Below are 13313 nucleotides of genomic sequence, written 5' to 3'. Positions count from 1 at the left end.
ACCCTTGGCCGCCGCCGATCGTCCCGTCACCCTGGCCGCCATTGCCGGCGCGCACGGGGTCCGGGGCGAGGTGCGGCTCAAATTGTTCGGTGAAGGCGCGGAGGCTCTCCGCGCCTTTTCCGTTTTCGACGCCGGCGCCCGCAAGCTGACGCTGAAATCGATACGCCCCGCCAATCAGGGCGCGGTGGCAAGCTTTGCCGAAATCGCCGATCGCAGCGCCGCCGAAGCGCTGCGCGGCACGGTGCTGACAGTCCCGCGCTCGGCGCTGCCGTCGCTCGCGCCGGGGGAATATTATCATCACGATCTGATCGGCCTGCCCTGCGTTTCGACCGACGGCGAGGCTGTCGGCCATGTCGTGGCGGTCGAGAATTTCGGCGCCGGCGACATATTGGAAATCGAACGTCCGGCCGAAGCGGGACACAAGCCGAAGCGCTTCATGGTGCCGATGACCGCGCAGGCGGTTCCTGCCTGGAACCCCGAGGGCGTGACCGTGGCGGCGGCCTTCGTCGAATAGGTGTCGGCGCAAAGGCTTGGCGTTCGCTGCCGGGGCGTCTAGCCTGACCCCCCGCCAACCAGAGAGAGGTCCGCAGAGAGATCCATGTTCGCTCCCTTGATCCTGTCGCTCGTCCTTGCGGTGCAGTCGGTTCCAGCCCAGACCACGCAGTTGCCCCCGCCGCCGCCGCCCGTTCCGGCGGCCGTGACGCCCCCGGTCGAAGTCGCGGCGCCCGATACGCGGCCTTATGTGGCGCTCAAGACCGACGCGGGCACGATCGTCGTTCGGCTGGAGGACAAGCGGGCGCCGATCACCAGCGCCAATTTCCTCCGCTATGTCGACAGCAAGCGGATGGACGGGTTCAAATTCTATCGCACGACGCGCAGCTGGGGCGAGGGAAACAAGCTGATTCAGGCGGGCAACCGCGGCGACCCGCGGACCAACTTCCCACCCATCGCGCATGAGCCGACAACGAAAACCGGCCTTACCAATTGCGATGGTGCGCTGGTGATGGCGCATTTGCGCCCGGGCGATGCGACGACCGATTTCTTTTTGCTGCTGTCCGGCATCAAGGGCTTCGACGCCGACGCGCCCGGCGGCGATGGGGCGGGTTTCGCGGTATTCGGCGAGATTGCTTCGGGGCGCGACGTCGCCGAAAAAATCTTCGCGATGCCGGTTTCCGAGACCGCGGGCGAGGGCGTGATGCGCGGCCAGATCCTCGATCCGGCCGTGACCATCCTGTCGGCGCGCCGCGTTCCGGCGCCTGCCGATGCACCCAAAGGCTGTGTGGTGAAGGCGCCCCCGGTTCCGGCGCCGTGACGCCCCCGGGCGCCGCCGGACGATTTGGTTCGCGATGCCGACGAAAGACATGATCATTTATTTTGCGTTCATCTGCGCTGTGGCTATACCGCGCCCATGACTCAGCGCCCTTCCTCTCGCGCCGCCGTGCGCCTGATCGCCGCCGCCCTCGTGATTTCGCCGCTACTCGCGGCCTGCGCCGGCGGGGGTGGGGTCAAGAAGGACACGCGCTACGTCGCGCGTGACGTGAATACGCTCTATCGCGCCGCGCAGGATCGTCTCGACCGCGGCCAGTACAAGATTGCCGCGGCGCTGTTCGACGAGGTCGAGCGTCAGCACCCCTATTCGCCCTGGGCGCGCCGCGCGCAGCTGATGAGCGCCTTTTCCTATTATATGGACCGCGAATATACGCCGTCGATCGAATCGGCGCAGCGTTTCCTGTCGATCCACCCCGGCAACAAGGATGCGCCTTACGCCTATTATCTGATCGCGCTCAGCTATTATGAGCAGATCAGCGACGTGACCCGCGACCAGAAGATCACGCAGCAGGCGCAGGCCGCGCTGGGCGAGATTGTGCGCCGCTATCCCGATAGCCGCTACGCCGCCGATGCGCGGTTGAAGCTTGACCTTGTCCGCGACCATCTGGCGGGCAAGGAGATGGAAATCGGCCGCTTTTACGAGCGCAGCTCGAACTGGCTCGCGGCCTCGATCCGCTTCCGCGAAGTCGTCGACAAATATCAGACCACCAGCCACGCCCCCGAGGCGCTGTTCCGGCTGACCGAATGCTATCTCGCGCTCGGCGTTCCCGAAGAGGCGAAGAAGTCGGCGGCCGTCCTCGGCGCCAATTATCCCGGCAGCAAATGGTACGAACGCGCGTACAAGCTGATGGAAAAGCACGCGCCCAGCGCCTGATGCATCGCGCGATAGATTCGCGCTTTGTTCTATTGTAAGGCGGGGCCGGATGCTGACCGCGCTGTCCATATCGAATATCGTTCTGATCGAACGGCTCGACCTCGATTTCGAGGGCGGGCTGGGCGTGCTCACGGGCGAGACCGGCGCCGGCAAGTCGATCCTGCTCGACGCGCTGGGGCTTGCGCTGGGCGCGCGCGCCGACACGGCGCTGGTGCGGCAGGGCAGCGACCGCGCGCAGGTCACCGCCAGCTTTGCGCCGCCGGCAGCAGGCACGCCGCTCGCCGCGCTGCTCGCCGACAATGATGTCGTAATGGAGGATGGCGAACCGCTGCTCATCCGCCGCACCGTCAAGGCCGACGGCGGCAGCCGCGCCTTTCTCAACGATCAGCCCTGTTCGGCGGCGCTGCTGCGCGAAGTCGGCAGCTATCTCGTTGAAATTCATGGGCAGCACGATGATCGCGGCCTGCTCGCGCCCGCGGGGCATCGCGCGCTGCTCGATGCCTATGCGCGCGCCGATGCCGGCGCGGTGGCGGCGGCGCATGCGAGTTGGCGCAGCGCCGAGGAGCGACTGGCGGCTGCACGGACCGCGATTGCCGAGGCCGAGCGCGACCGCGAATGGCTGGAACATTGCGTCGCCGAGTTGCGAACGCTGGCACCGCAGCCGGGCGAAGAAGCCGAACTCGCCGAGGCGCGCGCCGCGATGCAGAAGGGCGAGCGGATTGCGGGCGACCTGTCGACGATCATGGAAGCATTCGACGGCAGCGCCGGCGGTCCCGCCCTGCTGCGCGGTGCCGCGCGGCGGCTCGACCGGCTGGCGGGCGACCATCCGCTGCTTGCCGAAGCGCTCGCCAGCCTTGATCGCGCAATCATCGATGCCGACGATGCCGAGGCCAAGCTGCACGAGGCGGCACGCGCCCTGGAATATGATCCCGATCGGCTCGAGGCGACCGAGACGCGGCTGTTCGAACTGCGCGCGATGGCGCGCAAGCATGGCGTCCAGCCCGACGAACTGGCGGCGCTGACCGACGACCTTGCCGCGCGGCTCGATGCGATCGAAGGCGGCAGCGCGGGGCTTGCCCGGCTCGAAGCAGCGGTCGCCGAAGGTGCCGCCGCCTACACTCATGCCGCGACCGCGCTGTCGGATCAGCGGACGAAGGCCGCGGCGCGGCTCGATGCGGCGGTCGCCGGCGAACTGGCGCCGCTCAAGCTCGATGCGGCGCGCTTCCGCACGCTCGTCGAACGCCTGCCTGCCGAGCGTTGGGGTGCGGACGGTATCGACCGCGTCGAATTTCTGATCGCGACCAATCCCGGCGCACCCTTTGCTCCGCTCGCCAAAATTGCCTCGGGCGGCGAATTGTCGCGCTTCATCCTCGCGCTGAAGGTTGCGCTTGCCGAAGAGGGCGGTGCTGACACGATCATCTTCGACGAGATCGACCGCGGTGTCGGCGGTGCGGTCGCGAGCGCAATCGGCGAGCGGCTGGCGCGGCTGGCCGGCGGAAGCGGAAAGGGCGGGGGCAAGCAATTGCTCGCGGTGACGCACAGCCCGCAGGTCGCCGCCAAGGGCGCGACGCATTTCATGATCGCCAAGTCGAGCGAAGGAACGGTGACGCGCACCGGCGTCCGCGCGCTCGACGAAGCGGGGCGCCGCGAAGAAATCGCCCGGATGCTGTCGGGGGCCGAAGTGACCGCGGAGGCGCGGGCACAGGCAGACCGGTTGCTCGAGGTTGCGGGGTGAGCGCGCACCCCCTCGATCGGCCGATCCTCAGCATCCTGACCGGCCGACAGGCACATCTGGCACAGGGCGACGCGCGGGCGGTGCGGATCGATGGGGACTACGGCCCGTTCGGTGCCGCCGCCGACACCGGCGCGGCGGCGCAAGCCGCGCTCGCGGCGCTTGTTCCTGAGCACGGCGAGCTGTGGCTGGTCGAAGGCGAGGCTTGGCCGCTGCCGCCGGGAACCCGCGAGATCAAGCGCGCCATTCTGACGCAGATGGTTGCGGAAGGACCGCCGCCCGAACCGCGCGCGGATGATCCCCCCATCGTGCCGCTGGGCGAGGCCGATGCGGTTGAAATGACCGCACTCGCCGAGCATGCGAAGCCGGGGCCGTGGGGGCCGAAGACGCATCTCTACGGCCCCTTCTTCGGCGTACGCGAAGAGGGGCGCCTGCTTGCGATGGCGGGGCAACGCATGCTTGTTCCCGGCATGGCGGAGGTCAGCGGCGTCGCGACCTGGGCAAATTGCCGCGGCCGCGGACTGGCGCGCGCGTTGATCGGCCATGTCATGCGCGCGATGGCGCAGCGCGGCGAGATGCCCTTTCTGCACAGCTATGCCGACAATGAAGGCGCGATCGCGCTGTATGAATCGCTCGGCTTTCGGGAACGGCGACAGGTGCATGTGCTGGTGATTGCACGGTGATCGGCAGACGCACCCATCTTGCCGCGCTCGCGACGTTCGCAGCAGCCGTTCTGGCACCGCGCGACCTGCTGGCCTTGGAGACGATCATGGACGAAGAACAGCCCCATTACGGCCTGATCGGCCAGATGATCGCGCAGCCCGGCCAGCGCGCCGCGCTTGCTGCGATCCTGACCGAGAATACGGACGCGATGCCCGGCAATTTCGCCTATCTGGTCGGCGAGGACAGCGCGAATCCGGATGCGCTGTGGATCGTCGAGCTCTGGGCTGACAAGGATGCCCATGCCGCCTCGCTGCAATTGCCGTCGGTGCAGGCGGCGATTGCGAAGGGGCGACCGCTGATTTCCGGATTTGGCGCTCGCGCCGAGTTCGTGCCGGTGGCAAAAGCGCGTCCATGATCGACATTGAATCGCTGACCGAAGCCGACGCCGCCAACGAACTGATGCGCCTCGCGAAACAGATCGCGCATCACAATAAACTCTATCATGCCGAGGATAGTCCGGAGATTTCGGACGCCGATTATGATGCGCTCGTCCGCCGCAACAATGCGATCGAAGCGGCGTTCCCGCATCTCGTCCGCGCCGACAGTCCGAACCGGCTGGTCGGCGCGGCAGTCGAGGCGTCGCCCCTCGCCAAGGTGACGCATGCGGTGCGGATGATGAGCCTCGACAATGCTTTCGCGGCGGAAGATGTCGAAGAATTTGCCGCGCGCGTAAGGCGTTTCCTCAATCTGGACGCGGACGAGGCGATTGCGCTGACCGCCGAGGACAAGATCGACGGATTGTCCTGCTCGCTGCGCTATGAAATGGGCAAGCTGGTTCAGGCGGCGACGCGCGGTGACGGTACGGTCGGTGAGGATGTCACCGCCAATGTCCGCACCATCGCTGACATTCCCGAAATGCTGAGCGGCGAAGTACCCGACGTGTTCGAGATCCGCGGCGAGGTTTATATGGCCAAGGCCGATTTCGCGGCGCTTAACGCGCGCCTGCTTGCCGAGGCTGACGATCCCGAAAAGGCGCGCCAGTTCGCCAATCCGCGCAACGCGGCGGCGGGATCATTGCGTCAGAAGGACGCCAGCGTCACCGCGTCGCGCCCGCTGCGCTTCCTGGCACATGGCTGGGGCGACGTCAGCGCGGTGCCGGAGGCGACGCAATTTGCGATGATGAAGCGTATCGCGGGGTGGGGCGTCCCCGTATCGCCGCTGTTGAAGCGTTTCGACAGCGTCGAGGGCGTGCTGACGCACTACCGGACGATCGAGGCCGAGCGCGCCGAGATGCCCTATGATATCGACGGCGTCGTCTACAAGGTCGACCGGCTCGATTGGCAGGCGCGTCTCGGCTTCGTCGCCAAGGCGCCGCGCTGGGCGATTGCGCATAAATTCCCCGCCGAACGCGCGCAGACGACGCTCGAGGCGATCGACATCCAGGTCGGCCGGACGGGCAAGCTCACGCCCGTCGGGCGCCTCACCCCCGTTACCGTCGGCGGCGTCGTCGTCTCGAACGTGACATTGCACAATCGCGACGAGATCGAACGGCTCGGTGTCCGGCCGGGGGACCGCATCATTGTCCAGCGGGCGGGCGACGTGATTCCGCAAGTGGTCGACAATCTCACCCGCGACACGGCGCGCGACCCCTATATCTTCCCCGATCATTGCCCCGTCTGCGGCAGCGAAGCGGTTGCCGAGGAGGGCGAGGTCGATGTCCGCTGCACCGGCGGGCTGATCTGCGCGGCGCAGAAGTTCGAGCGGCTGCGCCACTTCGTCAGCCGCGGCGCGCTCGATATCGAGGGGCTGGGCGAGAAGAGCATTCAGGAGTTCATGGACCTCGGCTGGCTCGACAAGGGCCCGGCCGACATCTTCCGCCTGAAGGCGCACCGGGACGAACTGCTCGGACGCGAAGGGTGGAAGGAAACATCGGTCGACAAGCTGTTTGCCGCAATCGACGCAAAGCGGCAGCCCGATGCTGCGCGGCTGCTGTTCGGGCTCGGGATCCGTCATGTCGGCGCAGTAACCGCGCGCGATCTGCTCAAGGGGATCGGCGACATCCGGCGATTGCCCGAAAAGGCCGAGCAATTGCGGGCCTGGACCGAGGCGAACCCGCAAGATTCGGACGAATCCGACGGCAAATATGCAAGCCGCAAGCTCGACGCAATCAAGGCCATCCTCGAGGTGCGCGCCGACGGCATCGGTCCCGCGGTCGCCGAGGCGCTGAGCGATTTCTTCCATGAGCCGCACAACCGCGCGCTCTGGGACGATCTGTTCAGCGAAGTGTCGCCGCCTCTTTACGTCGTCGAAACCCGCGAGAGCGAGGTGTCGGGCAAGACGGTCGTATTTACCGGCAAACTCGAGACGATGAGCCGTGACGAAGCGAAGGCGCAGGCCGAGGCGCTCGGCGCCAAGGCGGCGGGATCGGTGAGTGCCAAGACCGACCTCGTCGTCTCCGGGCCGGGCGCGGGATCGAAGCTCAAGCAGGCGGCCGCGCTCGGCATCCGCGTGATCGACGAAGCGGCGTGGGCGGAAATTGTGGCGGCGGCGGGATAGCACCGCGGCGCATATGGTTGGTCATGCGGAGGGGGCGAGGGGGGCAAAATGGCGAAGAGCGACTATCTGAAAAGCCTCATGCGCGATCTGGAATCGCATACCGAGGTGCGACGGTTCGGGAGCGGGTGGCTGTCGGGCTTCTTCGGATTGCTGTTTGCGATCAGCGGCTTTTTCATGGTCGTCGCGCTGCGCTTTCCCGACTGGTTCGCGACCCCCGAGCTCGAGATCGTCAAGGGCTGGACCGGATTTCGCGGGATCGTCCACCTGACTTTGCTCGCGAGCTATGGCCTGTCGCTGCTCAGCCTGCTGCTGCGGCCGCGCAAGGTGCTGGGGCTGACCGCGCTGATGATCGGGCTGGCGGCGGCGTTGATGGGCGGCGCCAATGTCCAGCCCGCCGAGACGCGCGACTGGGGCATTTTCTTCGGGCTCGACTTTTTCGTCGTCAACCTTCTCGTCACCGGCTTCATGTTCGCGCCGCTCGAGCGCGCCTTTCCGCACCGCCGTGCGCAGCGATTGTTCCGTACCGAGTGGCGCGAGGATCTTTTCTATTATCTCGTCAGCACGATGTTCGTGCAGATATTGGGCTTTCTCGCGCTCGCCCCGCAGGCGTTCGTCAATGACCATACGAGCAGCTGGGCGGCATTCCGCGCCGGGGTCGCGGCGCTGCCGTGGATCGCACAGTTCGCCATCGTCCTTCTCGTCTCCGACCTCGCGCAATATTGGTATCACCGGCTGTTCCACAAAATCCCCTTTCTGTGGGGATTTCACGCGATCCATCACAGCGCGAAATCGATGGACTGGCTCGCGGGATCGCGGATGCATTTCGTCGAGATCATCCTCCTGCGTTCGATCACCTCGCTGCCGCTTTTCACGCTCGGGTTCAGCCCGTCGGTGATGCAGGCCTATATCGGCTTCGTCTATGTCTGGTCGTCGCTGCTCCACGCCAATGTCGGCGGCGATTTCAACCGGCTGGGGCATTGGGTCGCGACGCCGCGCTTTCACCATTGGCACCACGGGCTGGAGCGCGAGGCGTTCGACGTCAATTTCGCGATCCACTTTCCTTTTCTCGACAAGCTGTTCGGCACCTTTCATCTGCCCAAGGATCGCTGGCCCGAAAATTATGGCATCCCCGAAGATGTACCGCGCAGCTATGGCGGCCAGTTCCTCTATCCGTGGACGCGGACGGGCAAGAAGATCGACGAGGCGCCCGCCGAATAGGGCATCATGCCCGCTTGCCAGCGCACGCGGACGGACATAAGGCGCGGCGCGTGGGGGTTCTTGCCATCTTGCGCCGTCCCGGCATCCTGTTGCTGCTGCCCGTGCTGCTGGCGCTGGCGGCGCGCGTCTTCGTCGCGCCCGGCTGGATGATCGAAAGCGACGCAAAGGGCGCGATCACGGTGCGCGTCTGTTCGGACCCCGCCAATCCCGGCGCGACGCTGACCATCCCCATTGAAAAGGCGGGCGACCACGACAGCGGCAAGGGGCAGCAACATTGTCCGTGGGGCGCGCTCGCGGTCGCGCCGATCGTTCCCGATACGCCCGTGCTCCCCGCCGCGCTCGCCGCGGCCGATCCCGCGCCGGTCGCGATTCCCGCGCTTGGCTATGCGCCCGGGATCGCGTCGCCGCTGCCGCCAAGCACCGGACCACCCGCCTTCGCCTGACCCGGTTTGACGACCGTCCGCGCACCTCGCGCGGCGCGGTTCTGCCTGTGTTCAAGCGAAGGATTTTCCATGAAGAGTCACGTTACCCGTGCGGCGCCGTTACTGGCGCTCGCCATTTCCCTGGCGCCTGCCGCCCATGCCGCGGACGCCGAAGACCAGTCGACGATCATCGTCACCGCGCCGCAGCTTACCGACGCGGCCGAAGCGCGCGCCGCGAGGACGCCCGGCGGCACCGATGTCGTTTCCTATGAAGATTATGCCGACAAATCGATCGTCAGCCTGCGCGACACGCTGGCCTTTTCACCCGGCGTCTATCTCCAGCCGCGCTATGGGCAGGAAGTGCGCCTGTCGATCCGCGGTTCGGGCCTGTCGCGCGGTTTCCACATGCGCGGCATCACTCTGCTCCAGGACGGCGTGCCGATCAATCTCGCCGACGACAATGGCGACTTTCAGGAACTCGAACCGATCTTCTTCGACCATCTCGAAGTCTATCGCGGCGCCAATGCGCTGCGCTTCGGGTCGGGCACGCTGGGCGGCGCGATCAATGGTGTGACGCCGACCGGCCGCACCGCCGAGGGCGTCTATCTGCGCGCCGACGCGGGCAGCTTTTCGATGCTGCGCGGCCTCGTCTCGGCCGGGGTGGCGAGCGATGCGGTCGATGCCTGGGGCGCGGTCAGCGCCGACACGTCCGACGGGGATCGGGATCATGCGAAGCGGCGGAGCTTTCGCTTTCATTCCAATGTTGGCCTGCGGCTCAGCGATACCGTCTCGACGCGCTTTTACGCCAGCTTCAACAATATCAACCAGCAGCTTCCCGGCGCGCTGACCTATGATCAGGCGCTCACGACGCCGAAAATTGCGAACGCGGGCAGTGCGGCGGGCGATCAGCAGCGCGACATCGATTCGCTGCGCCTGCAGAACCGCACGACCTTCGATTTCGGATCGGCGACGCTGGAGGTTGGCGGCTTCATCAACGCCAAATCGCTGTTCCACCCGATCTTTCAGGTGATCGACCAGAAATCGACCGATGTCGGCAGCTTCGCGCGGCTCGACTATGCGGCGGGGCCGGTCGAACTGACGCTGGGCGGCGAAATTCGCCATGGCAGCACCAAGGCGAAGCAGTTCGTCAACATCAGCGGGTCGCGCGGCGCGCTGACCTTCGATGCCGACCAGAAAGCGCAGACGGCGAGCCTCTATGGCGAGGTCCGCGTGCGCCCGGTGCCGCAGCTTTCGCTGATTGCGGGCGGCGTCTATGCCGATGGCTGGCGCAAGCGCCACGTCAATTTTTCGGCCTCTCCGGCGAGCGACGGGCGCGTCGATCTCGACGCCTTTTCGCCGAAATTCGGATTGCTGTTCGAACCATTGAGCCGCATCCAGATTTTTGCCAACTACAGTCGTTCGGCCGAATTCCCCGGTTTCGGCGAGGTGTTCCAGACGATCGGCACCCCGCCGACCAGCGCTGTCGTCTCCGCCATCCGCCCGCAGTGTGCGTGGACGGCCGAGATCGGTACGCGCGGCAGCGTCGGCATCGCGCATTGGGATCTGGCGCTCTACCGTTCGACGCTGACCGGTGAGATGCTGCAATTCTCGACGAACAGCAGCATTCCGGCCGCGACCTTCAACGCCGACCGGACGCTGCATCAGGGGATAGAGGCGGCGCTCGAGCTCAATTTCGCGCCGTGGGTGCGGCTGCGCCAGATCTATACCTACAGCGACTTCCGCTTCCGCGGCGACAGCCAGTTCGGCAACAACCGCCTGCCGGTGGTGCCGAAGCATGTCTATCGCGCCGAGTTGCGGCTGGGGAGCGAGGCGCTGCACGTCGCGCCGAATGTCGAATGGGTACCCGACGGCCCCTTTGCCGATTATCGCAATCTGGTGCGGACGCCGGGCTATTCGCTGATCGGTATCACCGGCGGTGCGCGGATTACCGACGGCATCGACGCGTTCGTCGATGTGCGCAACATCACCGGCAAAAAGGCCATCGGCGATATCAGCGCGACGATCACCGCGGCACCGGCGTCGGCGATCTACTACCCCGTCGAACGCCGTGCCATTTCGGCCGGCCTTCGCGCGCGGTTCTGAGGGGGAGGAGGGGGATGACCGACGTCAGCCGCATGCCGCTCTATCGCACGATCTGGCGTTGGCATTTCTATGCCGGGCTATTCGTCATCCCCTTCATCCTGATCCTGTCGCTGACCGGCGCGGCCTATCTGTTCAAGCCGCAGATCGACCGGTGGGAGGAGCGCGACTGGCGCGGGCTCGCCGCCGCGCAGCCCGTCGATGCCGACGCGCAGGTCGCGGCGGCGCTCGCCGCCTTTCCCGGCGCGGCCTTTCACTCTTATCGCATCCCGGAAGCGCCGGGCGACGCCGCGGTGATCCACCTCGGCCTGCCCGGCGGCACAATGCGCGATGTGGCGGTGTCGCCGCAGGGGCGCGTCATCGGGTCGGCCGATCCCGAGCTGCGCTGGACGGCGTGGCTCGCGCGGTTGCACGGCAAGCTGCTCCTTGGGCTGGGCGGCGGCATTCTGGTCGAACTTGCCGCAAGCTGGGCAATCGTGATGATCCTGACCGGCCTCTATCTCTGGTGGCCGCGCGGGCGGGGACTGGCCGGGGTCGTCTGGCCGCGGCTGCGCCTTGGCGGACGCGCGGCGCTGCGCGATCTGCACGCCGTCACGGGATTCTGGGTTTCGGGCCTCGCGCTCGTTCTCCTCACCACCGCGCTGCCGTGGACCGACATCTGGGCGACGGGCTTTCGCGCCGTGCGCGCCGAGATGGGCTGGGTGTCGGGGGTGCAGGACTGGAAGGGGGGGCTCGATCCGCACGCCGCGCACGACCATGGCGCGATGGCCAAGGCAATGAGCGGGGCGACGCCGGCGCATCGGATGGCGAATGCAAACGATGCGCCGCGGGTCAAGCTCGATCGGATCGTGCTGCGCGCGCAAGCCGAACATATGCCCGCGCCGGCGATCATCCAGCCGCCGGGGGCGCCCAATATGTTCGGGCCGCCCAACGGCAATGTCTGGACGCTGACGACGCAGACGCAGAACCGCCCGCTCGTGCGCAAGGTCAGCTATGATCCGGTGACCGGGATCGAGGTGGGGCGCAGCGGTTTTGCCGACAAGCATGTGATCGACCGCGCCGTCGGCTACGGCATCGCCTGGCACGAAGGGCAGCTATTCGGTGTCGTCAATCAACTCGTCGGCGTCGCAACGGCGCTTGCGATGATCACGCTTGCCGTGTCGGGTTTCCTGATGTGGCGCCGCCGCAAGCCCTATGATGCGATCGGCGCGCCGCCCATGCCGCGCGATCCGGCGCGGCTTAAGGGTGTGGCGGCGATCGTGCTGTGCCTTGCCGCGCTGCTGCCGCTGCTTGCGGCGTCGCTGATCCTGTTGTGGCTCGTCGACCGGTTGATCCTGCCGCGCCTGCCGCGGGTGGCGCGCTGGCTGGGAATGGCTCCGGCGGTGCGGGAGGTTTTTAGAGTATAAGTTCATGGCCACAGCGGGCTTGACCTTCACGGCCATTGCGCCCGAGGGCAGAGAAAAGGTCGTGGCGCGCGTGGGTGACTTTCTAGATAAGCTTGGAGAGGCGCGGGGGCGAAAGCCACAGGATTGCGAAAAGCCGTTATTGCAGACCAACCCCTCGGTCCAGCTTGCGAACTGAAGCAGGCTCGCCGGATTCGCAGCTGCAATGGCATGAATGACTTTGCGAGCCATTCGCGCTTCCCGTCTCGACGAAGCGATGAATAAGCCGTAGCAGCCGGCTCCATCAGTCGACGGCGGCGCGGCACCTACGCCGCCCGCAAACACTGAAGACCATTCCATAACAGGAGGCCGAAAAATTGCAGCATATCAGCACCCATCTTGCTTTCGCAGGACGGCCAGAGCGTCATTCCGTGCTGAGGCAAGCCATCATGGTCGCGGCTCTTGTTGGGTGCACCGTGCCCCCCTCAGCCACGCTTCTGGCAGCCGAAGCGCAGGCAGGTCAGAAAGCGGTCTCGGCCAACCAGGAAGAGTTTCTGAGCAAATTCATGGCCTATTATGTCAAATGGGCGGAGGAAATTGAAGCGCGCGGCCAAGCGACGGGCACTCCTCTCGATCCGGACCAGGTGCGCCTCGCCGCAGAGATCGGCATAAAACATCCCGAAAAAGTGCGCCTCGTTTTCGTCGACGAAATCCCTTTCCCGAGGGAGAATCCCGAGATCAAGCTTGCCGGCGAGACGTTCGGTTTCATCGGTCCGGGCATCGTCAACAACGCCCAGGCCTTTGGATACACAATCTGGGTGCGGAAGGGCTTCACGCTCGACCAGCCGCGCCTCGCACATGAGCTCGTTCATGTGTGGCAGATCGAGCGGAGCACGAGCTTCGCGGCCTATGCGGGCCAATATGTCTCGGAATTGATCCAATATGGCCACGACAAATCCCCACTCGAACTCGAGGCCTATGACGCCAATCGAAGATATGCCGGTTGATCGGCCGGGGAAGGCGTGATCCACAGCCGC

The 13313-nt window shown here is 66.1% G+C and carries 12 protein-coding genes; all 12 read left to right on the top strand.

All coding sequences use genetic code 11. The features are described 5' to 3' along the window. The first annotated feature begins 4 nt into the window (after positions 1-4). The 12 genes from rimM to P1IM2_RS01410 all read left to right on the top strand — a co-directional run bounded on the left by rimM (position 5) and on the right by P1IM2_RS01410 (position 13283). Positions 5-514 carry a ribosome maturation factor RimM gene (gene rimM / locus P1IM2_RS01465; RefSeq protein ID WP_062901084.1) on the top strand — a complete coding sequence of 170 codons (510 nt, stop codon included), beginning with the start codon at positions 5-7 and terminating at the stop codon, positions 512-514. An 84-nt stretch (positions 515-598) separates the two neighbouring features. Continuing rightward, the gene (locus tag P1IM2_RS01460) at positions 599-1312 is read left to right on the top strand and encodes a peptidylprolyl isomerase (RefSeq protein WP_062901083.1); all 714 of its coding nucleotides are present in this window, start codon (positions 599-601) and stop codon (positions 1310-1312) included. A 96-nt stretch (positions 1313-1408) separates the two neighbouring features. Further along, on the top strand, positions 1409-2203 hold the full coding sequence (locus P1IM2_RS01455) for an outer membrane protein assembly factor BamD (protein ID WP_040589805.1): 795 nt from the start codon (positions 1409-1411) through the stop codon (positions 2201-2203). 49 nt (positions 2204-2252) lie between these two features. Next, complete coding sequence (gene recN / locus P1IM2_RS01450) at positions 2253-3938, top strand: DNA repair protein RecN (RefSeq protein WP_186401214.1); 1686 nt, start codon at positions 2253-2255, stop codon at positions 3936-3938. Further along, a complete protein-coding gene (locus tag P1IM2_RS01445; RefSeq protein WP_186401213.1) occupies positions 3935-4618 on the top strand; it encodes a GNAT family N-acetyltransferase in 684 nt (227 codons plus the stop codon). Before recN ends, P1IM2_RS01445 begins: the two co-directional genes overlap by 4 nt. Further along, positions 4615-5013 carry a putative quinol monooxygenase gene (locus P1IM2_RS01440; protein WP_313906777.1) on the top strand — a complete coding sequence of 133 codons (399 nt, stop codon included), beginning with the start codon at positions 4615-4617 and terminating at the stop codon, positions 5011-5013. The genes P1IM2_RS01445 and P1IM2_RS01440 overlap by 4 nt, the downstream gene beginning before the upstream one ends. Then, the gene (ligA, locus tag P1IM2_RS01435; RefSeq protein WP_186401212.1) at positions 5010-7154 is read left to right on the top strand and encodes an NAD-dependent DNA ligase LigA; all 2145 of its coding nucleotides are present in this window, start codon (positions 5010-5012) and stop codon (positions 7152-7154) included. Before P1IM2_RS01440 ends, ligA begins: the two co-directional genes overlap by 4 nt. A 48-nt stretch (positions 7155-7202) precedes the next feature. Further along, complete coding sequence (locus tag P1IM2_RS01430; protein WP_186401211.1) at positions 7203-8372, top strand: sterol desaturase family protein; 1170 nt, start codon at positions 7203-7205, stop codon at positions 8370-8372. A 50-nt stretch (positions 8373-8422) separates the two neighbouring features. Then, a complete protein-coding gene (locus tag P1IM2_RS01425; RefSeq protein WP_186401210.1) occupies positions 8423-8815 on the top strand; it encodes a hypothetical protein in 393 nt (130 codons plus the stop codon). A 69-nt stretch (positions 8816-8884) separates the two neighbouring features. Continuing rightward, a complete protein-coding gene (locus P1IM2_RS01420) occupies positions 8885-10897 on the top strand; it encodes a TonB-dependent receptor domain-containing protein (RefSeq protein WP_186401209.1) in 2013 nt (670 codons plus the stop codon). Positions 10898-10911: 14 nt separating this feature from the next. Beyond that, positions 10912-12300: a PepSY-associated TM helix domain-containing protein gene (locus P1IM2_RS01415; protein WP_186401208.1), complete on the top strand. Its 1389-nt coding sequence runs from the start codon at positions 10912-10914 to the stop codon at positions 12298-12300. Between the two features lie 353 nt (positions 12301-12653). After that, positions 12654-13283, top strand: a complete 630-nt coding sequence (locus tag P1IM2_RS01410) for a hypothetical protein (RefSeq protein ID WP_186401207.1) — start codon at positions 12654-12656, stop codon at positions 13281-13283. Positions 13284-13313 lie beyond the last annotated feature (30 nt).

Source organism: Sphingopyxis sp. P1IMeth2, from assembly GCF_900185685.1.
GTDB classification, from domain to species: Bacteria; Pseudomonadota; Alphaproteobacteria; order Sphingomonadales; family Sphingomonadaceae; genus Sphingopyxis; species Sphingopyxis terrae_A.
Note: the sequence above shows the minus strand (reverse complement) of the source record. Positions and strands in the feature narration are given on the sequence as shown.